Annotated in this window: 22 protein-coding genes and 1 pseudogene; 8 read left to right on the top strand and 15 right to left on the bottom strand. The window is 63.8% G+C overall.

Features of this window, described 5'->3' with window-relative positions; translation table 11 throughout:
- Positions 1-56: 56 nt before the first annotated feature.
- Positions 57-668, top strand: a complete 612-nt coding sequence (locus LB523_RS17945; RefSeq protein ID WP_095766979.1) for a TIGR00730 family Rossman fold protein — start codon at positions 57-59, stop codon at positions 666-668.
- A gap of 8 nt (positions 669-676) precedes the next feature.
- Here the strand turns inward: LB523_RS17945 and modA are convergent.
- Positions 677-1,368 (bottom strand): annotated as a pseudogene (gene modA, locus LB523_RS17940) (molybdate ABC transporter substrate-binding protein).
- A 183-nt stretch (positions 1,369-1,551) separates the two neighbouring features.
- Positions 1,552-2,436 (bottom strand): LysR family transcriptional regulator, encoded by an 885-nt coding sequence (locus LB523_RS17935; protein ID WP_224605455.1) that lies wholly within the window; start codon positions 2,434-2,436, stop codon positions 1,552-1,554.
- A 114-nt stretch (positions 2,437-2,550) separates the two neighbouring features.
- Between LB523_RS17935 and LB523_RS17930 the strand changes: the two genes are divergently transcribed.
- Complete coding sequence (locus LB523_RS17930; protein ID WP_224605453.1) at positions 2,551-2,841, top strand: muconolactone Delta-isomerase family protein; 291 nt, start codon at positions 2,551-2,553, stop codon at positions 2,839-2,841.
- A 27-nt stretch (positions 2,842-2,868) separates the two neighbouring features.
- On the opposite strand, the gene LB523_RS17925 is transcribed toward LB523_RS17930, so the two are convergent.
- Positions 2,869-3,582 carry a hypothetical protein gene (locus tag LB523_RS17925; protein ID WP_224605439.1) on the bottom strand — a complete coding sequence of 238 codons (714 nt, stop codon included), beginning with the start codon at positions 3,580-3,582 and terminating at the stop codon, positions 2,869-2,871.
- Positions 3,583-3,588: 6 nt separating this feature from the next.
- Here LB523_RS17925 and LB523_RS17920 point away from each other — a divergent pair, with 6 nt between their 5' ends.
- Positions 3,589-3,774 (top strand): hypothetical protein, encoded by a 186-nt coding sequence (locus LB523_RS17920; RefSeq protein WP_224605436.1) that lies wholly within the window; start codon positions 3,589-3,591, stop codon positions 3,772-3,774.
- Positions 3,775-3,784: 10 nt separating this feature from the next.
- Here the strand turns inward: LB523_RS17920 and LB523_RS17915 are convergent, their stop codons facing one another.
- Positions 3,785-4,159: a hypothetical protein gene (locus tag LB523_RS17915; protein WP_224544105.1), complete on the bottom strand. Its 375-nt coding sequence runs from the start codon at positions 4,157-4,159 to the stop codon at positions 3,785-3,787.
- A 158-nt stretch (positions 4,160-4,317) separates the two neighbouring features.
- Here LB523_RS17915 and LB523_RS17910 point away from each other — a divergent pair, with 158 nt between their 5' ends.
- Complete coding sequence (locus LB523_RS17910; RefSeq protein WP_224544106.1) at positions 4,318-5,088, top strand: pyrroline-5-carboxylate reductase; 771 nt, start codon at positions 4,318-4,320, stop codon at positions 5,086-5,088.
- 186 nt (positions 5,089-5,274) lie between these two features.
- A complete protein-coding gene (locus LB523_RS17905; protein ID WP_224544107.1) occupies positions 5,275-6,303 on the top strand; it encodes an isopenicillin N synthase family dioxygenase in 1,029 nt (342 codons plus the stop codon).
- Here the strand turns inward: LB523_RS17905 and LB523_RS17900 are convergent.
- Positions 6,263-6,862, bottom strand: a complete 600-nt coding sequence (locus LB523_RS17900; protein WP_224605434.1) for a FadR/GntR family transcriptional regulator — start codon at positions 6,860-6,862, stop codon at positions 6,263-6,265. The two genes, LB523_RS17905 and LB523_RS17900, sit on opposite strands and share 41 nt — an antisense overlap.
- 23 nt (positions 6,863-6,885) lie before the next feature.
- Between LB523_RS17900 and LB523_RS17895 the strand changes: the two genes are divergently transcribed.
- The gene (locus LB523_RS17895; RefSeq protein ID WP_224544109.1) at positions 6,886-7,668 is read left to right on the top strand and encodes a glucose 1-dehydrogenase; all 783 of its coding nucleotides are present in this window, start codon (positions 6,886-6,888) and stop codon (positions 7,666-7,668) included.
- Between the two features lie 29 nt (positions 7,669-7,697).
- On the opposite strand, the gene LB523_RS17890 is transcribed toward LB523_RS17895, so the two are convergent.
- The 4 genes from LB523_RS17890 to LB523_RS17875 all read right to left on the bottom strand — a co-directional run bounded on the left by LB523_RS17890 (position 7,698) and on the right by LB523_RS17875 (position 10,349).
- Positions 7,698-8,180: a DoxX family protein gene (locus LB523_RS17890; protein WP_224605400.1), complete on the bottom strand. Its 483-nt coding sequence runs from the start codon at positions 8,178-8,180 to the stop codon at positions 7,698-7,700.
- Between the two features lie 174 nt (positions 8,181-8,354).
- Entirely contained in the window at positions 8,355-8,816 is a 462-nt protein-coding gene (locus LB523_RS17885) for a tetratricopeptide repeat protein (RefSeq protein WP_224605397.1), read from the bottom strand.
- 36 nt (positions 8,817-8,852) lie between these two features.
- Positions 8,853-9,824 carry an MBL fold metallo-hydrolase gene (locus tag LB523_RS17880; protein WP_224605394.1) on the bottom strand — a complete coding sequence of 324 codons (972 nt, stop codon included), beginning with the start codon at positions 9,822-9,824 and terminating at the stop codon, positions 8,853-8,855.
- Positions 9,825-10,127: 303 nt separating this feature from the next.
- Positions 10,128-10,349, bottom strand: a complete 222-nt coding sequence (locus tag LB523_RS17875; protein WP_224605391.1) for a DUF680 domain-containing protein — start codon at positions 10,347-10,349, stop codon at positions 10,128-10,130.
- Between the two features lie 422 nt (positions 10,350-10,771).
- Between LB523_RS17875 and LB523_RS17870 the strand changes: the two genes are divergently transcribed.
- Entirely contained in the window at positions 10,772-13,309 is a 2,538-nt protein-coding gene (locus LB523_RS17870; protein ID WP_224525207.1) for an EAL domain-containing protein, read from the top strand.
- A 191-nt stretch (positions 13,310-13,500) separates the two neighbouring features.
- Entirely contained in the window at positions 13,501-14,496 is a 996-nt protein-coding gene (locus LB523_RS17865) for a transporter (RefSeq protein WP_224605388.1), read from the top strand.
- A gap of 4 nt (positions 14,497-14,500) precedes the next feature.
- Here LB523_RS17865 and LB523_RS17860 read toward each other — a convergent pair whose 3' ends face one another.
- The 6 genes from LB523_RS17860 to LB523_RS17835 all read right to left on the bottom strand — a co-directional run bounded on the left by LB523_RS17860 (position 14,501) and on the right by LB523_RS17835 (position 20,089).
- Complete coding sequence (locus tag LB523_RS17860; RefSeq protein WP_224605371.1) at positions 14,501-15,187, bottom strand: glutathione S-transferase; 687 nt, start codon at positions 15,185-15,187, stop codon at positions 14,501-14,503.
- A gap of 62 nt (positions 15,188-15,249) precedes the next feature.
- Positions 15,250-16,179 (bottom strand): EamA family transporter RarD, encoded by a 930-nt coding sequence (gene rarD / locus LB523_RS17855; protein WP_224605368.1) that lies wholly within the window; start codon positions 16,177-16,179, stop codon positions 15,250-15,252.
- A gap of 314 nt (positions 16,180-16,493) precedes the next feature.
- Positions 16,494-18,110, bottom strand: a complete 1,617-nt coding sequence (gene cimA, locus LB523_RS17850) for a citramalate synthase (protein WP_224605367.1) — start codon at positions 18,108-18,110, stop codon at positions 16,494-16,496.
- Between the two features lie 52 nt (positions 18,111-18,162).
- The gene (pip, locus tag LB523_RS17845; RefSeq protein WP_224605364.1) at positions 18,163-19,128 is read right to left on the bottom strand and encodes a prolyl aminopeptidase; all 966 of its coding nucleotides are present in this window, start codon (positions 19,126-19,128) and stop codon (positions 18,163-18,165) included.
- Positions 19,125-19,601, bottom strand: coding sequence for a GFA family protein (locus LB523_RS17840; RefSeq protein ID WP_095767181.1), 477 nt, complete (start codon positions 19,599-19,601; stop codon positions 19,125-19,127). Before LB523_RS17840 ends, pip begins: the two co-directional genes overlap by 4 nt.
- On the bottom strand, positions 19,598-20,089 hold the full coding sequence (locus LB523_RS17835; protein ID WP_224605361.1) for a GFA family protein: 492 nt from the start codon (positions 20,087-20,089) through the stop codon (positions 19,598-19,600). The genes LB523_RS17840 and LB523_RS17835 overlap by 4 nt, the downstream gene beginning before the upstream one ends.
- Between the last annotated feature and the right edge of the window lie 10 nt (positions 20,090-20,099).

Raw genomic sequence — 20,099 nt, 5'->3', positions numbered from 1 at the left:
AAAAAGCCCGTCCGCGGGCTTGACCCGGCCGACCGTCCCCATCACCAATCATCGCCATGAACACGATTCGATCCGTCTGCGTCTATTGCGGCTCGTCTCCGGGCCGCGACGAGGCCTATATCAAGGCCGGCCACACACTTGGCCGCTCGCTTGCCAAATCCGGGTTGCGCCTCATCTATGGCGGCGGCACCAAGGGCATCATGGGCGCTGTCGCCGACGGCGCGCTCAAGGCCGGCGGCAAGGTCACCGGCATCATCCCGCGCTTCCTGATCAACAAGGAGGCGACCGAGACCGCGCTCGACAAGCTCGACGAACTCTTGATCACCGACAATATGCACGAGCGCAAGCATAGCATGTTCGAGAAATCCGACGCCTTTGTGGCGCTGCCGGGCGGCATCGGCACGGTCGAGGAGATCGTCGAGATCATGACCTGGGCGCAGCTCGGCCACCACCGCAAGCCGATCGTCTTCGCCAACGTCAAAGGTTTCTGGGACCCGATGCTGACGCTGATCGAGCATATGTCCGAGGAAGGCTTCATCCACACCGCGCATAAGGTGAAGCCGCTGGTGGTTGACGACCCGGAAGCGATCGTCGCCGCCATCATGGTGGCGGGCTCGTCGGTCGACGCGCCGACTGAAGGGGTGCAGTCGGTGATCGACAAGATGTAAGGGCGCGCTTAGCGGCGCTCGACGCCCTTTGCAGCCAAGATGTCGTCAACGGCCATCGACGTCAGAAATCCTGATAGCTGCTTGGCGGCTTCTGCACGCGTTGGATCGGTACTGAGGCCAATGGCGATTCAACGTAACTTTCGAGTTCCGTCGGAAACAGACCGACAAGCGTGACCTCGGGAGCGGCGGCGAGAATCGAAGTCACGGGAATGACCCCCAACTCAGCTTCCCCACGGCCTACGGCCGCTGCTGTCTGCCCTCCCGATATGGCAACCAGCTTAGGCTTCACCTCATCTGCTATTCCCAAGCGTTCCAGCAAATCGAAGAAGTAGCCACCGCTGGTCCCTTCGCTGGCGTAGGCGACTGATCTGGCGCTCTTCAACGCATTTTCGAATGTTTCCACGGACCCAATGTCGGGCTGTCGACTGCCTGCCTTGGCCGCCACCCCCATTGCTACCCGTCCGAACGCCGCCTGGCTTCCGGCCTTGACCTTTCCCGAGACGACCAGACCCTGGATCAGGTTCGGATTGGTGATGACAAGGTCAAAAGGTTCCCCAGCCTCAATCTGCTTTTTTACTGTCGGATTGAGCTCCCACTTGGCCGCTACTGTGAATCCTGTGGCCTTTTCGAACTGGGATATGAGTGCAACCACGGCGGGACGAACCGCAATAGCACCAAAAAGTCGGACAGCGTTATTCATGGCCTAACCCGAAATCGGCCGAACGGCCTTCCTTATAATACCTAGCTAAGCCCGGACTCCATGCCCCGCGTCCGGTGGGGCCGACCTTCTGGTCAAATCGACTCGCTCAATCGCGCCAAAATCATGTCCAGAATGCACCTTTCCGCCCCATTGGAGCATGCCTGGAATTGACGTACCGTTGCCCTACTGTCCTACGGTTCGTCTCAAATCCCCAACCACCGCCCTTCCATCATTCCGCCGCCATGCCAGATGGATCGACACACTGCGTTTGAACCAGGGCAGGTCGCGGAAAACGATGCCGGGCGGCGCGGTCGAGCGCAGGCTTTCCTGTACCGTCGCCAGGCCTAGCCCGGCGCTGACAAGGCCAAGCGAGGTCAAGGGATCGGCCGTCTCATAGGCGATATCGGGCATGAAACCGGATTCGGCGCAGGCCGCCAGGAATTGCGCGCGGTTGGTGTCGCCGGGCTGGCGCACGACTGTGATCCAAACGCGGCCGTTGAGATGGCCGGGCGCGATGTCGGCGACAGCGGCGAGCGGATCGCCTTCCGGTATTGCAAGCACCAGCGGTTCGCGCCGCACCAATATGCTCTCGATATCCGGATCGCCTTGCGGCGCCGGCGCATAGACGAAACCGAGGTCGAGGACGCGCTGCCTCAGATCTTCGAATTGCGCAGCCGTCCGCCGGCTGCGCAACTGCAGATGAAAATCCGGCCGCGCGCGGCGGAAATCCCGCAGCATGTCCGCGACCAATCCGGAATGCACCGCGCCCTCCACATAGCCGATGGCCAAGCTGCCTGTGGCGCCGCTGGCAAGGTTGCGGCCGAGCTCTTCCAGCCGCGCAGCATTGGCAAGCAGCGCTCGGGCTTCGGCAAGAAAGGCCCTGCCTTCGGCATTGAGGTGGACACGCTGCCTCGCCCGCTCGAACAAGGCGACACCGAGCTGTTCCTCGAGTTGGATGATCTGCCGGCTCAAGGGCGATTGCGAGATGTGCAACTGCTCGGCGGCACGGCCGACATTGCCGGCCTCAGCCACGGCCACGAAATATCTGATCTGGCGCAGGTCGAGCATCTTCACCTCCAAGATCAGTCCTGAGAAGTCTCAACTATTTCCTAATCAGTCTTGGACAGTCTAATCATGTGGCGCGATACCTTCCAGCATCAACCGGCCACAAAGGAGATCGCCATGCAGTTCTTTGCCCTGCTCACCCGCAACACCCAGAAGTTTGGCGATTCCGATTTCGCGCCGCTGCTGCCGCCCGAATCCGAACAGCGCAAGACGCTCTACGTCCAAGGCGCCGTGCGCCAGATCTGGAACCGCGGCGACGTTCCCGGCAGCGGCATGATGTTCGAGGCGGCAGACGAAAAGGAGGTGCGCGGCCACCTTGCCACGCTGCCGCTGATCGAGGCAGGCATGATGGACATCGCGGCCATCGTGCCGCTCAACCCTTATCCGGGTTTCGGACCGAAGCGGTAAAGCCGCTGCGGCGGCCCACCTGGCAGCCTAACCGCGACCGAAAAGACGACTGAAAAGCCCCGGGCGCGCGCCGCTGTAGCGCTCGGGCAGGGGGCGGGTAAGCAGGAACTGTTCGTGGCCTTCGATGGTCTCGGTACCGCGATAGCTGCATTGCAGCGACCTTGCCAGCGGAACGATTTCCTTCAGCACGGAGCCGAAACCCTCGCCGTCGATCGGCACGTCCTTCGCCATCCTTAGCTCACGCGAGACTATCTCCAGACTCAAGAAGCGGTAGCCGCGCTTTTCAAGTTCGGCGCGCAGCTTCGCCAGAGAAGGCTCGGCGCCCCAGAACTCGAAGCGTGTCGGCCGGATGCGGGCATCCGCGGCGATTTCCAGCCGGAGGTCGCCTATCGCCTCGGCGGGAAGGATGAGCGGCGCCAGCGCGGCAAGCGACTGCTGTTCCAGCGTGAGCGGAAAGGCCAGCGCCTCGGCGGCCTTGCCAGCTATCTGTTCGAAACCGGCGATGTCTTCGGTGGTAAAATAGAAATCGCGGCCGCCCGCGCCATGCTGTTCGGCGATATAACAGGCTGGGCAGTTTGCGGCAGCCAGATCCTGGCAAAGCTTTTCGAGGAAAGCGTAGCTTCGCTGCGATCCCTTGGGCGTCAGCAGAGCGTCTCGCGCCGTCAACTCGTCTGCGCGCGGCGCGAGCTTCAGGCGCAGGATCGGCAGCGATGCGGCGGCTCGCAGCAGCGCCATGTTCACCCGCGTATGGATGAAGAGTTCGCCGCCATCGGGGCGGTAACGTACCAGGGCGCGATGCGGTTCGGCCTCGCGGATGACCTCTTCCGTCTCATCGTTCGAGACCTGTTCGCCGGTGACCGGAAATTGAAGCAAAGTCATGCGATCGCCCCAATCGCGTTGATCGAGCCATCCTGCCAGTTTGTTGCGACCTAGCCTAGATGCCTCACGGCCAGGCGTCCTGCATAGCGTTCACCGACAGCCACGCCATCGCGGGCAGCGCGACGAGCAGCGCCAGCCGCACACCCGCGGATCGCGCTTGGTCGGGCTCTTTGCGCTGGAGTCGGCGCCAGATCTGAAATGCAGCGGCGAGAATGAGCAGCGCATAAAAGCCGGCGAGCACCCACAGGGCTGTCTGGCCGGATATCGCTATGCCGTTTTTCTCGAGCACCTTGCCGGTCAGCATGACCGGCCCGGCGACGAAGAAGGCAATGGCGATGCCGAACAGGAAGCCGATCATGGCGCCCAGGAACGATGTGGCCGACAGTGCCACGAGCACCGCCATCAGGACGAGCAGAGTGATGAACGCGCGCTGGCTCATGGCCACACCCCCGATCGAATGCCCCGGAATCTATCAGTCCGGCCTTAATTGCGCGTAACAGTTGGAATCCTTGCCAGCGCAGTCGGACGGGCCTCCCTTGCCGGCAACGGAACCGTCGCTATTGTCGGCGGCTATCCGAAACAGAGGCGAAAACTTCCATGAAACTTGGCTTTGTCGGCACGGGCGCGTTGAGCTCGGCCATTGTCGCGGGGCTGAAATCGCTGCCGGGGGAGACGACGCCGGTGGTGGTCTCGCCGCGCAACGAGGCGATCGCCGCCGAGCTTGCCGCGCGTTGTCCGGACGTGCGCATCGCTACCGACAACCAGGCCGTGCTCGACGATTGCGACACCGTGATGCTGGCGGTGCGGCCGCAGATCGCGCGCGAGGTGCTGAAGGAACTGCGGTTCCGGCCGGACCATCACGTCGTCAGCCTGATCGCCACCGTGTCGCGCGAGGAGATCGCCGCGCTTGTCGCGCCAGCGGCACAGGTGACGAAAGCCCTGCCTATGCCGATGATCGCCCGGCTGCAGGGCGCGACGATCATCTGCCCGCCGGACCCGATCGCGGCGGCGTTCTTCGGCAGGCTTGGCGGCGTGATCGAGGTCGAGGACCAAAGCGAGTTCGATGCGCTGAGCGTCGTCACCGCGACCTATGCCAGCTATTTCAAATATCTCGACACGATCCACGCCTGGGTGCGCAGCCAGGGTGTTTCGGGCGACAGGGCACGCGACTACATCACCAGCATCTTCAAGGCGCTGGCCAATGCGCCGGATACGGCGCCGGACGAAGATTTCATGCATCTTGCGCAGGACTATGCGACGCGCGGCGGCATCAACGAGCAGGTGCTGCGCGAGCTGACCGAGCGGGGAACATTCGATGCCTTCGCGGAAAGCCTGGAGCGGGTGCATCGGCGCATTGCGGGGAAGTAGCCGGAGGACCCAAGCGGCGATTGCCGATCACTCAGCCGGCAGCATCCGCGGCGACGGCCTCGGCGCGCTGAGCCGGTCGCCAAGCCCGACCGCTCGAACAACGACAACTCTGCCGCGGCTTGTCATCGCGCATGCGCTTCTCCACGATTGCGGCACACGGCTCCCAAGAACCGCTAGGATCATGAGATGAGTGACACTATCCCCGCCATCGACATCGCGCCGCTGTTCGGCCCGACTTCGCCCGCACGCGACGAGGCCGACCGCCAGATCTTCACTGCTGCCTCCGGCATCGGCTTCATGACTGCGCGCGGCTTTCCGGGCGCGGAGCTTCTGACGCGCGAGCGGCGCGGCGAGCTCCTGAAGATCTTCGATTTGCCCGATGCGGAAAAGCGGAAGCTGCTGCGCTGGAATTTCGACCCGTCGAAATCGAACTATTATCGCGGCTGGTTCCCGCTGCAGCCGACCGCGGTGTCCTACAAGGAAGGCATCGACATGGGGCCAGACATCGCCCATGCCGACGCCGGGTTCGCGCCCGACGATCCGCTGCTCGAGCGCACGCCGCTTCCCGCCGAGGCCGATGTTCCAGGGTGGAAGGCGGCCGCCGCGCATTACTACCGCTCGATGGAGAAGGTCGGCGCGGCGCTGATGGGCTCGATCGCGCGCAGCCTCGGGCTTGAGGACGGTATTTTCGACGGCCATTTCCGGGGCGGCATCTCGACGCTCAGGCTGATCCGCTATCCGCTGCGCAGCGAGGACGGCGCGGTCGACCTGTCGAAGCCTGAATATTGGGTCATGCACAAAGGCGAGCGGCGGCTGGTCATCGGCCGTGAGCATGCCGATTCCGGCTTCGTGACACTTTTAGCGCAGGACGGCGTCGAAGGCCTGCAGGCCAGGAGCCATGCCGGCGAATGGATCGACGTGGCGCCCGCCGACGGCTCGCTGGCGGTGAATTTCGGCCAGCTGCTGGAACGCTGGACGGGCGGCGTGGTGCAGGCGACGCGCCACCGGGTGATCGCGCCGAAGACGGCGCGTTACTCCATTCCCTTCTTCTATGAGCCGCGCGTCGACGCCGAGATCGCGCCGCTGCCGATCAGAGGCGCCAGCGACTTCGCGCCGTTCCTCTATGGCGATTACCTGTGGGAGTCGGCGACCAACTTCGTCGAGATGGCCGGCGTCAAGACTTTGCGCAAGCCAAGGCGGCCAGCCGCCGCCTGAATGCCAATGCCTGCCGAGAGCGCGGCAGAAGCTCGATGATGAAATGGCGCGGGGTGGCACTGGCGCGCAACCAGCCCAGCACCGAAGGGTCGAGGAAATTCCAGCCCTTCAGCGGGCGGATGCGCGACCCGCGCCGGGGGCGGGTGAGCAGCAGGCCCTTGGCCGACAGGATCTTCACCGCCTCGCGCGCGGCCCTTCGGCTGGCGCCGAAGCGGGCGCAGATCTCTTCCTCGCCAAGCAGCGTCGCGCCGGGCGAAAACAGCCCGCCGAGTATCTCGCGGCCAAGACTGTTGGCTATGTCATCGTCACCGATGAGGTCTGGTTGCCTGCCATTTGTCCCGGCCCGTTCGAGTCTGCCGCCGAGTGTTACACGTGCGGGATCGACCGCACCGACTAATTGCCAGGGCGGCACAGCCCGCTTGTTAGTCCGATTTATCAGATGAATCGGTTGAATGGAGCCGGGCTTTGCTGCTAGCTGTGCGAGGAAGAATCCCGGCACCCTGCTCAGCAACACTTTGCCGCTCGCCGAGGCCCGCAAGATCAAACTGGCCAGCGACAAATCGCAATCGATGAAGGTGCAAATTGCGTTCGACTGATTATCTCGGCCGTCTCTTCGGCCTTGAAGGCCGGCATGCCTTCGTCACCGGCGCCAGCCGCGGGCTGGGGCTCGCTTTCGCTGAGGCATTGGCTGCCGCGGGCGCACGCGTCACCATCGGCGGCCGCAAGGCCGACGAGTTGAAGGCCGCCGGCAACCGTTTGCGCGCCGAGGGCTACACGGTAGCGGAGTCATTGATCGACGTGACCGACACGCAGTCGGTCGACGCGGCGATCGCGGCGAGCGAAGCCGGCACCGCGCCGATCGACATCCTGGTCAACAATGCCGGCATCCAGCGCCGCGCGCCGCTCGAGACCTTTTCCGACGCCGACTGGGACGCGCTGATGGCGACCAATCTCGACGGTGTCTTCAAGGTGAGCCGCGCCGCGGTGAAGGGCATGGTCCAACGCCGCAAGGGCGTGATCATCAACGTGTCGTCGGTGCAGAGCGCGCTCGCCCGGCCCTCGATCGCGCCTTACGCGGCGAGCAAGGGCGCCATCACCATGCTGACCAAGTCGATGGCCGGCGAATGGGGCCAGCATGGCGTGCGCGTCAACGCGATCGCACCCGGCTATTTCAAGACCGAGCTCAACGCAGCATTGGTCGCCGACGAGAAATTCTCGACCTGGCTCGCCGGCCGCACCCCGATGCGGCGCTGGGGCGATGTCGAAGAGTTGGCGGGCGCGGCGGTGTTCCTGGCGTCGGATGCGGCAAGCTTCGTGACGGGACAGACGCTGCTGGTGGATGGCGGGATCACGAGCGTGTTGTGAGGCCGCCTCACCTCACGCGGACCCGCGTCTCAAACCGGCAAGCTCGTCTCCCCCACCGACGGATGCTGCTCGACGGGCGGATCGATCTTGGTGTCCTTCGCGAACCCAGTCAGCATCCTGTCCATCGACAGCCCGCCCGCGCCGCTGAGCGCCAGGATGAACATGCCGCCGGCAATGGCGAGGTCCTTCTCGAAATGCAGCAATTCGTTCTGGCTGGCGAAGTTGGTGTGGAAGAGGCCGGCCGTCATCAGGCAGAACAGGCCGAGCCCGATCGCGCCCAGCCGCGCCAGGATGCCGAGCGCCACCGACAGGCCGGCGCCAAGCTGCAACGCGACGGTGGCGAGAAGCAGCGGCGTGCCGACGCCGAGCGCGGCCATCGCCTTCTGGGCAGCCTCGAAATGGGTCGCCAGCTGCAGGCCCTCATGCACGAAGATCAGCGACAGCAGCAGCCGGCCGGCAAGCAGGACGACGTCGCTGGCGTGAAGTTTTTCGGCAAGTCTGATCGGTGTCATAGTCGGCTCCAGTCTTTGGAAACAGGCAGTTTGGAAAATGGGCGGTCGCCCGCGTCCATGCAGGTGCGCTTGAGATTGAAAGATCGGAGCCGGCGCGAGGGAGAGGAACGCCGGCTCCGGTTTTCGGGCGCTACCGCCGTGGCGCCCAAAAGGTGGCGAGCTCTTGCGAGCCGCCTATTTCGTCACCTTGGTGGCGATCGCCTGCTTGAGATCGGCAAGCTCCTCGCAGCCGGCCGGACAGAGCTTTTGCAGCGAGGCGAGCTGCTCGTTGGCCTTGGCTATGTCGCCGGTCTCGACATAGAGCTCGCCCAGATATTCATGCGCCGCCTTGTGGTCGGGCTGAAGCTCCAGCGCCTTGGTGTAGTAGGTGAGCGAGGTCTGGTAGTCCCCGGTCTTGCGCAGCGTGAAGCCGAGCAGGTTGTAGACGTCGGCCTGCTGCGTGTCCTGCGCGAGGTCGCGCAGCTCGGCCAGCGCGCTTTGATAGTCCTTGGCCTCGATCTTGGCTTTCACCGCCGTCAGGTCCGGCGCGTCGGCGCCTTCGATGTCGTCCACGGCATAAGCCGGAACGGCGATGGCGATCGGGGCCGCGGTCAAGACCGCAATGGCACCGAGCACCGCGAAAAGTGCGTGTTTCATTGTAGCTGTCGCTTTCTGTTCAGGATCCGATTCAAATCAGATCTGGGTTGGGGTGAAGGCGTAGGCATTGCCGTCCTTGACGAAGCTGCCTGTGCCGGGGAACGGGAAGTGCGAGCCGCAGATGCGGATATTGTCGGCGATCACCTGGTCGATGATCTTATGGCGCGTGGCGATCGCCATCGGCCCGTCCTGGTCGTAGGCGCCCTGCCATTCGGGATGCGGGGCGAGCAGCGCCGGCACGTACATGGTGTCGGCCGAGACGAGGAATTGCTCGGAGCCGCCATCGACATGGTAGACGGAATGGCCGGGCGTGTGGCCGGGCGCCGCCATGAGGCGGATGCCGGGCACCACTTCAGTGCCGTCGTCGACCAGCTTCCAGTTCTTCCATTTCGGGAAGTTCTCGGCGATGCGCTTGCCCGCGGGCTTGCGGCCCTCGGGCAGCTTGGCCAGCCGGCTCGGATCGATCCACCAATTATACTCGGTGGCGTTGACGATCAGCTCGGCATTCGGGAACACCGGATCGTTGGTGCCCTTTTCCATCAGGCCCCAGACATGGTCCGGATGGAAATGCGAGATCATGATGGTGTCGATCGCCTTGTAGTCGATGCCGGCCGCCTTCATGTTGGCCGGCAGATGCGTGGCGTTGGCCTGCCATTGGCCGACGCCGGAGCCGGCGTCCATCATGATGGTGCGGCCGTTCATCTTGAGCACCACGACGGTGAGCGGGATCGGCATGAACTCGGTGGTCAGTCCCGCCTTGGCGAGTGCCGCCTTGGTGTCGTCGATCGACACGTCCTTGATGAAGGCCGGGTCGTGCGGCTTGCGCCAGATGCCGTCATAGATCGCGGTGACTTCGAGTGAGCCGACCTTGTATTTGTAGAAGCCGACCAGCGGCTCGACCGGGGTTTCGGCGTAAGCCGCGGGCGCGAATTCCAGCTTGCCGGCAATGCCGAAGGCGGCAGCGGCGGCGGCGGATCCCAGCACCATGCGACGCGTCATGTTGAACATCGGAAATCTCCTCTAATGGCTGCGGGTTGTTTCAGGTTTCAGGCGGTAGTCCATTGGTTTGCCGCATGTCGTTGTCCCAAAACCGCTGCGCACTTTTGGGCGACATGCAGGGAATGGCGGAGGGCCCGGTGCTGCCCTCCGCCGAGACTGCGGAAACCGGCGCCGACCGGTCCGACTGAAGACCGACCGGCGCCGAGGAGATCAGGACTTGTGGTTTTCCGACCCGGCGAGGCGTGCCTTCCCCGCCGCGATCAGAACCCTTCGCCCCGGGCTCCGGAGCGAGGACCTTTCGGTCCCGCCGGCTCAGTGACGCCAAATGCCCTGGCCGGGCTCTTCCGCAGCAATCCTGGCCGCCGGCTTCGTGACGTGGCGGGCCATTTCGGGCCTCGCGATGGAGGCGGTGGTGGTGGTGTCGACGACGGCAGCCTGCTGGCCGCCATTCGTCCAGGAGAAGTGGTCGCTGCCGGCAAAGGCGCTGCCGGTGACAACCAGGATGGCGACTGCGGCAAAGGCGGTTCTGTTCATGTGCGTATTCCTTCCGGGTAGGTTGATGCGTGCCTTGGGAGGATGGCCCTCGCTACAGCCAAGACCCGGAAGGCCCGGGCTTTATTCCCCGGGGGCGGAAAGAATTTTTTGGAGGCAACGGAAGATCACGATTTTTGCGCGATGAACGGCCCGGTTAGCCGGCGTTAATCATGGCTTGAGTTTGTTGGCTCAAGGCAAGCCTCCAGGCCGCGAATGGCGCAACTTGAGGCGGGCATGGAAGTTCTAATTTAAGCACTTTCCTTTAACTCCGATCGATGGCGCATCGTCCTCCGATCGACGGAGCGTCGCCCAGGAAAGCTATTCGGGTTGAATTGACCGCGACAAATTTCAACATCGGTCGTATCAGGCAGGCCGTTTTCTCTTCCGCCAACGTGCCGGCGGCGATTGCCTTCGTCGTGCTCATGATCTGCGCGATCTTCGTCGACCAGCAGAACAAAACGGTTTCCGATCAACTCACGCGCGCCGACGTCCTCTACAAGGTCAACATCATCCGCGCCAAGCTGGAAGGAAACATCAACGGCAATCTCCAGCTGGTTCAGGGCCTCGTCTCGGCCATCGTCACCGAGCCCTATATGGGGCAGCAGAGATTTGCCTCCCTCGCTGCCAATCTCTTCAAGCAGAAATCGCAGCTGCGCAACATTGGCGGCGCGCCGGATCTCGTCATTTCGCTGATGTATCCCATGGAGGGCAACGAGAAGGCGATCGGGCTCGACTACCGCAAGAACGAGGCGCAACGCTTGGCGGCGCTTAGGGCGCGCGACCAGCGCATATCGGTGCTTGCCGGTCCCGTCGACCTCAGGCAGGGCGGGCGCGCCTTCATCGGCCGGATCCCTGTCTTCGTGCCGACAGCGGGGGGCGGCGATCGCTTCTGGGGCCTTGTCTCGGCGGCTATCGACATCGATCGGCTCTACGCCGCAAGCGGCCTCACCGACCCCGGTCTCGACATAGATGTGGCGCTTACCGGAAAGGATGCGCTTGGCGGTGGCGGCCAGCGCTTCTTTGGTGGCGCCGACATCGTCAAGAACAATCCGGTGACGGCAGAAGTGCAGCTGCCGTTCGGTTCCTGGCAGATATCGGCAATCCCCAAGGGCGGTTGGCCGACCGTGCCGAAGAATGAGCGGGTCTTGCAGGCGCTCATGGCGCTCGCCGCTGTGCTGGTGGTGCTGCCCATCCTGGTGGCCGGACGGCTGTTCGGCGAAAGGCAGAAAAACTATGCCGAATTGAGGCGCCTGTCCGGGAGGCTGGAACTGGCTCTGGAGGCTTCAGGCATCGGCGTGTGGGAGCAAGACCTCGTCACCGACGAGTTGCTGTGGGACGATCGCGTCAATGAGATCTACAGCAAGCCCGCCGACGGGAAGCCGCGCGGCTACGACGACTGGGCACTGGCGATCCACCCCGAGGATATCGCGCGGGCACAGCGCGAGTTCGACCTTGCCGTGGCTGCAAAAGGTCCCTACTCGTCGCAGTATCGACTGCTTCGCCCAGACGGCACCGTCCGCCATGTGCGGGCGCGTGCAAGCTACTTCCAGGACAGCGACGGCACGCCGAAGATGGTCGGGGCCGAATGGGACGTGACCAGCGACGTTCTGCTCAACGAGAATCTAGTGCGTGAACGGCAATTGTCGGAATCGAAGAATGCCGAACTCAAGACCGCCAAGGCGCGCATCGAGCATGTTGCGCTGCACGATTCGCTAACAGGCCTGCCCAATCGCCGTTACCTCGACGAGATGCTGGCCAATTCGCCCGAGGATCGCACTGCGCTGCTGCATCTCGACCTCGATCGCTTCAAGCACATCAATGACACGCTCGGCCATGCGGCGGGCGATGCCATGCTCATGCATGCCTCGAAGGTCATCAAAGCCAACGTCCGCGCAGGCGACTTCGTGGCGCGCATCGGCGGGGACGAGTTCGTTGTGGTGTGCCAAGGGCGCGATGACAATGAGCTCGCCGCGCTCGCGGACCGTATCATCGAAGAGATGCGCCAGCCGGTCGACTATAAAGGCCACCAATGCCGGTTCGGAGTCAGCATCGGGATTGCCGCGCTTAGCGGCGTCGATGCAAAGCAGCTGCTGGTCAACGCCGATCTCGCGCTCTATCGAGCCAAGAGCCGCGGTCGCAATCGTTATGAGTTCTTCAACGAAGAGCTGCAGAGCGAGATCGTCAGGACCAAGCAGACCGCGGACGAGATCCTGGGCGGGCTGGAGCGCAACGAATTCATCGCCTACTACCAACCCCAGTTCGATGCCAAGACCCTCGAGATCGTCGGCGTCGAGGCGCTGGCTCGCTGGCGCCATCCACGACGCGGCATCCTCGCCCCCGACATCTTCCTCAAAGTGGCCGAGGAATTGAATGTGGTCTCGCTGATCGACCGCATGATCCTCGAACAAACGCTGCAGAATTTCCAGCGCTGGTCGCGCGACGGTCTCAACATCCCGCGCTTTTCCGTCAACGTCTCGGCAAGAAGGCTGGAGGACAAAGACCTCATCAACGGCCTGCGCAAGCTGCCGATCAAGGAAGAAACCGTCTCATTCGAGCTCGTGGAATCGATTTTCCTGGACGAAAATGACGAGCTTGTCGCTTGGAACATCGAGCACATCAAAGAACTCGGGATCGACATCGAGATCGACGATTTCGGCACGGGCCATGCATCCGTCGTCAGCCTGCTCAAACTGCAACCGAGCCGTCTCAAGATCGACCGGCAGCTCGTCACGCCGATAACCGGCTCGGCGGCGCAGCGGCGGCTGGTATCGTCAATCATCGAGATCGGCAAATCGCTCGGCATCGGCGTCGTGGCGGAAGGCGTCGAGACGATGGAACATGCGCGCATCCTGAAGGACCTCGGCTGCGACATCCTGCAAGGCTACGCATTCGGGCGCCCGATGGACGCAAAATCCTTCAGGACCTTCGCCATATCGCGCAAATGGCTGGCCACGGCATAGTGGACGATGCGAGCTGCCGTTGACAGCACCGCCGCCGGCCGCGCGGGTTGTCCAGCAACGATAGGACAGCCTTGTCGAGAGTGACAGCAGCTGTAGTCATCGAACTGTCACACCAGGCGGCAACCTCCATGCTAGGTTTGCCGTGGCCGCCCCCCGCGACCCCGACCGCATCAAGAGCCGGCGAAGCCGCCATGAACATCGCCCTTCCCGCCGAAGGCACCGACCTCTCGCCCTATTTGCCGGACGAGCACGGGCTGTTCTTCATCTACCATTTCAAGGCCGATGGAAGCCGCACCAAGGATCCAGCGGAGGCGCATTGGAGCTGGCGCAGCTACCAGATCACCGACATGCGCGCCCGCCAGGAGATCGGCGCCGAGCAGGCCCTGCCGGCGCCGGTGCGCGATGCGTTCCTGTCACCCAGCCATGGCTGCCAGATCGATTTCGAGGACGACTTCCTCTATGGCGACCTGCCCGACCTCAGGCACGATTTCGCCGAGGCGCGCGGGCTCACCCATTTCCGCTTCGCCTTCAACGACAGGATGCTGATCGGCGCCCGCAAGCAGCCGCTGGAATCGGTCGACAAGATCCGCAAGCTGGTGGAGAGCGGCGCGCGAAAATTCCGCACGCCGGCCGAGCTGATCGAGGCGGTGATGGGCCAGTCGCTCGACGGCATGGCGGCCGAGCTCGACAAGATGGGCGACACGCTCGACGGCATCGAGGACCGCATCGTGTGCGACGCATGGCACAATGAGCGCCAGGCGCTGGTCGACGCACGCCGGCAGCTGGTGCTGATCCACCGGCAGATGGCGACGCTCACCAGCCTCTTCCGCCATCTCGACCATTCGCATCGCAACGAACTGCCCGACCCCATCAACGACATGGCGACCAGGCTCTCGCACCGGGCGCACACGCTGCATCACGACGGCGAGCAACTGCAGGCGCGCACACGCCTGTTGCAGGACGAGCTGATGGCCAAGCTGACCGAGCAGTCGAACCAGCTGCTCTATATCCTCTCCGTCATGACGGCGGTGCTGTTGCCGATGACCATCATCTCCGGGCTGTTCGGCATGAATGTCGGCGGATTGCCGCTGGTCGGCACGCCGCTGGGATTCTGGGTGGTGACGGCGATCTCGGTCGTCATCGCCGGCATCATCTATATGTTCGTGCGACGGCTGGGGCGCGTGTAGCGCTTCAGGCGGTCCCCCGCAAATCCTCGACGATGGTGCCGGCGGCCTGGACCTCGGCTTCGTGGCCGGGCTCGCGCCACGTCTCGGCAAGTCCGGCCGCGTACCATTCGCGCATGGCCGGCAGGTCGAGCAGCCGCCGCGGATAGTTAGCCGCTTCGCCTTCGAAAGTCAGGCCATAGGACTGCGCCCTGAATACAATCGGAGCAAAGAAGGCATCGACGGCACCAAAACGGTCGCCGGCCAGGAAAGGTCCGCCGAAACGCGCAAGGCCGTCGTTCCACAAATCTCCCATACGGAAGATATCGTGCTTCAGCGTACCGGACATCGGCAATGGCGCGACGCGCACGCCGCAGCTCATCGGGCAGTCATTGCGCATCGCGGTGAAGCTCGAATGCATCTCGGCGGCGGCCGAGCGCGCCCAGGCGCGCGCCTTCGCCTCCGCCGGCCAGATGCCCTGGTGGCGTTCGGCCAGGTATTCGACGATCGAGAGCGAATCCCAGACCGCCCAGCCGTCATCGACCAGGCAGGGCACCCGACCGTTAGGCGAGAATTGTCGGTAGAGGTCGAAACTCGATCCGCTCGGGAACGGCGTCAGCCGCTCCTCGAAGGGAATGCCGAGGACGCGCATCAGCAACCATGGCCGCAGCGACCAGGACGAATAGTTCTTGTTGCCGATATGCAGAACGTACATCAGTCCCCTGCACTGGTTGATGCAACCCTAGACGGAAAACTGTCTCGAACTTTCCCTGGAAGCTACTTTATCGCGGGCTCCGGCTGGCGGACCTCGCGGCCCCTGAACATCGACCATGAATACATCGCCAGCGCCGTCCAGATCAGCGCGAAGGCTATGGCCTGGGTGGTGCCGAACGGTTCATCGAAGATCAGCACGGCGATCAGGAAGACCATGGTCGGCGCGATATATTGCATGATGCCGATGGTGGACAGGCGCAGCAGCCTGGCGCCGAAGGCAAACAGCAGCAACGGCACTGCGGTGACCGGACCGCAGCCGATCAGCAAGGCCGCGTCGGCACCCGTGCTGGAGATGAAATGATCCTGGCCGGTGGCGATCAGGTAGACGATGTAGCAGAGCGCCGGCACCGACAGCAAAAGCACTTCGAGCAGGAAGCCCTGGCTCGGGCCGATCGGCAGCGTCTTGCGGAAAAAACCGTAGGCGGCAAAGGAGAAGGCGAGCGCCAGCGATACCCATGGCAATTTGCCGGCCTCGACTGTGAGCACCGTCACCGCGATCGTGGCGAGCGCCACCGCCGCGATCTGCAGCCTGTCGAGCCGTTCGCCGAGCAGAACGGCGCCGACGACGACGCTGACCAGCGGATTGATGTAATAGCCGAGCGCCGTCTCGACGGTGCGGTCGACCGCGATCGCCCAGACATAGATGCCCCAGTTGATCGAGATCAGCACCGCCGTCAGCGCCGCCATGGCAAGGCTTTTCGGCGAGCGGATCGCCGCCTTGAAGTCGGCGGTGCGTCCGGCCCAGATGAGCACCGCCGCGGCGATCGGCACCGACCAGACGACGCGGTTGGCGATCACCTCGGCAAGCGGCAGATGCGCCACCGCCTTCATGTAGAAGGGCAAGAGCCCCCAAAGGAAATAGGCGCCAAGCGCCAGGAGGAAGCCGCGGCGGCCTTTGGCATCCTGATCGAGATCGGCTGTAGCGGTGACCATGGCCTAACGCTATGGCCCAGCGGAGCGCCCAAGACCATCACAAAATTATGATGGATCAACGGAGTTTTGGTGATGGTTCAAACGGGCTGCGCAAGTTCCTCGCCCCACGGAGTGGTGAGAGGTGGCCCGGCGAAGCCGGGACGGAGAGGGGTCAGCGCCGCGGCTGACAATCACCGCTTCGGGTAAGCATTCTGGTGACCAACCTCGCGCCCTCTCTTGCATCGACTCTGGCTTCGCGAAGGTCGCCCCCTCTCCGTCCCGGCTGCGCCGGGACACCTCTCCCCCACGTTGTGGGGGCGAGGAAGGGCGGCGGCCTACTCCGCCGCCACCAGTCCCGCCATCTCGCGGTTCTTCATCAGCTTGTAGACGATCGAATCCATCAGCGCCTGGAAGGAGGCGTCGATGATGTTTTCCGACACGCCGACCGTCCACCAGCGAGCTCCAGTGGAATCGTGCGATTCGACGAGGACGCGAGTGATGGCCTCGGTGCCGCCGTTGAGGATGCGCACTTTGAAGTCGGCGAGCTCGAGGTCGACGATCTCGCTCTGGTACTTGCCGAGATCCTTGCGCAGCGCGATGTCGAGCGCGTTGACCGGGCCGTGGCCTTCGGCCACCGACATCTTCTCCTCGCCGTCGACCTCGACCTTCACGATCGCCTCGGAGACGGTCTTCAGATTGCCGTTGGCGTCGAAGCGGCGCTCGACCATGCAGCGGAAGGAGGTGACGTTGAAGAACTCCGGCAGGCCGTGCAGCATCTTGCGGGCAAGCAGCTCGAACGAGGCGTCGGCGCCCTCATAGGCATAGCCCTCAGCCTCGCGCTCCTTGACCACTGCAATCAGCGCGTCGAGCCGGTGATCGTCCTTCGGCACGTCGATGCCGCGCCGCTTCAGCTCGGCGAGGAAATTGGCCTTGCCGCCCTGGTCGGAGACCATGACGCGGCGGCGATTGCCGACAGCTTCCGGCGGCACATGCTCGTAGGTCGCCGGCTCCTTGGCCAAAGCGGAGGCATGAATGCCGGCCTTGGTGGCGAAAGCCGAGGAGCCAACATAGGGCGCCTGCGCTTCCGGCGCGCGGTTGAGCAATTCGTCGAAGGCACGGGAGAGCCTGGAGATTCCGGTCAGCGCCTCGGCCGAAATGCCGGTCTCGAAACGATCGGCGAAGGCGGGCTTCAGCGAAAGCGTCGGGATGATGGAGATGAGATTGGCGTTGCCGCAGCGCTCGCCAATGCCGTTCAGCGTGCCCTGGATCTGGCGCACGCCGGCTTCGACGGCGGCGAGTGAATTCGCCACCGCCTGGCCGGTATCGTCATGGGCATGGATGCCGAGATAATCGCCCGAGATGCCGTGCGCGATCACCTTGCCGACGATTTCGCGCACTTCCGAAGGCTGCGTGCCGCCGTTGGTGTCGCACAGCACCACCCAGCGCGCACCGGCTTCATAAGCCGTCCTGGCGCAGGCCAACGCATAGTCTGGATTGGCCTTGAAACCGTCGAAGAAATGCTCGCAATCGACCATCGCTTCCTTGCCGGCGGCCACCGCCGTCTCGACCGAGGCCTTGATCGAGTCCAGATTCTCCTCGTTGGTGCAGCCGAGCGCAACGCGCACATGATAGTCCCAACTCTTGGCGACGAAGCAGATGGCGTCCGACTTCGACTGCACCAGCGCCGCCAGCCCCGGGTCGTTGGAAGCCGAGACCCCTGCCCGCTTGGTCATGCCGAAGGCGACGAATTTCGCGCTCTCAGTCCGTTTCTTCTGGAAGAAGGTCGTGTCGGTCGGGTTGGCGCCTGGATAGCCGCCCTCGACATAGTCGATGCCGAAGTCGTCGAGCAGCCTGGCGATCGCGATCTTGTCCTCGACGGAAAAGTCGATGCCCGGCGTCTGCTGGCCATCGCGGAGGGTCGTGTCGAAGAGATAAAGGCGTTGCTTGATCATGGCTGTAGCTCGAAAGGCTGCGATCCTTCGCCGTGGAGAGCGACGTGCATCACTATTTCCCCGCGAACCGATCGGTCGCCCGGATCAGCCGGTCCAGTATCCCGGGCTCCGAATAGGCGTGGCCCGCCCCCTCGATGAGGTGGAAATCCGCCTTCGGCCAGGCCTTGTGCAGCGCCCAGGCATATTTCGCCGGGCACGGCATGTCATAGCGGCCGTGGACGATGGTGCCGGGGATGTCCTTCAGCTTCCAGGCGTCGCGCAAAAGCTGCCCCTCCTCCAGCCAGCCGGCATGGACGAAATAGTGGTTCTCGATACGGGCGAAGGCAATCGCATAGTCTTCCTGGGCGAACGGGTCGCTGGTCTCGGGCTCGGGAAGCAGCGTGATCGTCTCGCCTTCCCAGATGCTCCAGGCGCGGGCAGCTTCCACTTGCGCCTTGCGGTCGGACCCGACCAACCGCCTGCGATAGGCGGCCATCATGTCGCCGCGCTCGGCCTCGGGGATCGGCGCCACGAACCGCTCCCATTTGTCGGGAAACATCTCCGAGACGCCGAACTGATAGTACCATTCGAGCTCGGCGCGGGTCAGCGTGTGGATGCCGCGCACGACGAGCTCGCTGACACGCTCGGGATGCGTCTCGGCATAGGCGAGCGCCAGCGTCGAACCCCAGGAGCCGCCGAACACCAACCATTTCTCGAAGCCGGCCATCTCGCGCAGGCGCTCGATATCGGCGACGAGGTGCCAGGTGGTGTTCGCCTCCAGCGAGGCGTTGGGTGTCGACTTGCCGCAACCGCGCTGGTCGAACAGGATGACGTCATAGAGTTTCGGGTCGAACAGGCGCCGGTGTTTCGGCGAGATGGTGCCGCCCGGGCCGCCATGCAGGAACACCGCGGGTTTGGCGCCCTTGGTGCCGCAGCGCTCCCAATAGACGGTGTGGCCGTCGCCAACGTCGAGCATACCGGAATCGAACGGCTCGATCTCGGGGTAGAGCGTACGCAAGGAACCGCTGTGGATCGTCATAGTTTCAAGCCCTGCTGCGGCCAGTTGGCCGTCTCGTGGTCGGGATGCTGGAAGGAGATGATCTGCTCCTGCCGCCGATAAAAGTCGGGGTCGTCAAGGATCGGCGCCTCGAAGATCTTTTCCACCCAGGGCAGGCGAACCGCGTAATTCACCTGGATCTGCGGAGCGAGGTCGGAGCGGTCGTCGAAAGCGCCGATGGCGATCTCCAGCGAGCCGGGCTGGCGATAGGTCAGCGGCGTGCCGCAGCGGGCGCAGAAGCCGCGGTCGATGTTGACCGAGGACTGAAAGTAGCTCGGCTCCTCATGGGTCCACTCGACGCCGTCCTTCGGCACCGTCACCAGCGCGCCGAAGAAATTGCCGAACTGTTTCTGGCACATGCGGCAATGGCAGATGGACGGGCGCCCGAGCTTGCCGTGGACGCGGAAACGTACGGCGCCGCACTGGCAGCCGCCTGTTCGAACTTGATCGGTCATGGTCTTTCCTCCGGCGGCCATTGGTCGGTGTCGTGATCGGGATGCTGATAGGAGACGAGCTCGGCCAGGTAAGGCGCAGATGCGATATCGGCCATCGTGTCCTCGGATGGCAGTTTGGGGATACCGTCGACATAAGGAAGCTTTGCTTCGATGCCCCACTGGATGGTGGGCGCGATGCCGGTCGGATCATCGAAGGCGGCAATCGCCATTGCTGTGCCATCCGGCGCCTCGAAAGTCAGCGGCGTTCCGCATTCGGCGCAGAAGCCGCGCCAGACGGCGTTTGACGAGCGGAAGCGCTTCGGCTCGCCGCGCGTCCAGTCGAGCGTGGCGCCGCGCACCGAGACCAGCGGCAGATAGAAATTGCCGCTCGCCTTCTGGCACATGCGGCAGTGGCAGACCGAAGCGTCACCTAGCGCGCCCTCGACGCGGAAGCGCACGGCGCCGCACTGGCAGCCGCCTGTATAGACCGGCCGGTTGTCGAGGCTCATCGCTCACTCC

It is taken from the genome of Mesorhizobium sp. ESP-6-4 (genome assembly GCF_020164735.1).
Taxonomy (GTDB): Bacteria; Pseudomonadota; Alphaproteobacteria; order Rhizobiales; family Rhizobiaceae; genus Mesorhizobium.
The sequence above is the reverse complement of the archived record's forward strand: the minus strand, read 5'-3'. Positions and strand labels throughout refer to the sequence as shown.

Coding starts and splice junctions, on each gene's coding strand:
- pip (WP_224605364.1), bottom strand. CDS start 19,128: ATGACGATCCACAGCGGTTCCTTGCGTACGCTCTACCCCGAGATCGAG.
- cimA (WP_224605367.1), bottom strand. CDS start 18,110: ATGATCAAGCAACGCCTTTATCTCTTCGACACGACCCTCCGCGATGGC.
- LB523_RS17840 (WP_095767181.1), bottom strand. CDS start 19,601: ATGACCGATCAAGTTCGAACAGGCGGCTGCCAGTGCGGCGCCGTACGT.
- LB523_RS17865 (WP_224605388.1), top strand. CDS start 13,501: ATGAACATCGCCCTTCCCGCCGAAGGCACCGACCTCTCGCCCTATTTG.
- LB523_RS17860 (WP_224605371.1), bottom strand. CDS start 15,187: ATGTACGTTCTGCATATCGGCAACAAGAACTATTCGTCCTGGTCGCTG.
- rarD (WP_224605368.1), bottom strand. CDS start 16,179: ATGGTCACCGCTACAGCCGATCTCGATCAGGATGCCAAAGGCCGCCGC.
- LB523_RS17835 (WP_224605361.1), bottom strand. CDS start 20,089: ATGAGCCTCGACAACCGGCCGGTCTATACAGGCGGCTGCCAGTGCGGC.
- LB523_RS17885 (WP_224605397.1), bottom strand. CDS start 8,816: ATGAAACACGCACTTTTCGCGGTGCTCGGTGCCATTGCGGTCTTGACC.
- LB523_RS17945 (WP_095766979.1), top strand. CDS start 57: ATGAACACGATTCGATCCGTCTGCGTCTATTGCGGCTCGTCTCCGGGC.
- LB523_RS17915 (WP_224544105.1), bottom strand. CDS start 4,159: ATGAGCCAGCGCGCGTTCATCACTCTGCTCGTCCTGATGGCGGTGCTC.
- LB523_RS17930 (WP_224605453.1), top strand. CDS start 2,551: ATGCAGTTCTTTGCCCTGCTCACCCGCAACACCCAGAAGTTTGGCGAT.
- LB523_RS17935 (WP_224605455.1), bottom strand. CDS start 2,436: ATGCTCGACCTGCGCCAGATCAGATATTTCGTGGCCGTGGCTGAGGCC.
- LB523_RS17870 (WP_224525207.1), top strand. CDS start 10,772: ATGATCTGCGCGATCTTCGTCGACCAGCAGAACAAAACGGTTTCCGAT.
- LB523_RS17890 (WP_224605400.1), bottom strand. CDS start 8,180: ATGACACCGATCAGACTTGCCGAAAAACTTCACGCCAGCGACGTCGTC.
- LB523_RS17875 (WP_224605391.1), bottom strand. CDS start 10,349: ATGAACAGAACCGCCTTTGCCGCAGTCGCCATCCTGGTTGTCACCGGC.
- LB523_RS17910 (WP_224544106.1), top strand. CDS start 4,318: ATGAAACTTGGCTTTGTCGGCACGGGCGCGTTGAGCTCGGCCATTGTC.
- LB523_RS17920 (WP_224605436.1), top strand. CDS start 3,589: ATGGATGAAGAGTTCGCCGCCATCGGGGCGGTAACGTACCAGGGCGCG.
- LB523_RS17905 (WP_224544107.1), top strand. CDS start 5,275: ATGAGTGACACTATCCCCGCCATCGACATCGCGCCGCTGTTCGGCCCG.
- LB523_RS17880 (WP_224605394.1), bottom strand. CDS start 9,824: ATGTTCAACATGACGCGTCGCATGGTGCTGGGATCCGCCGCCGCCGCT.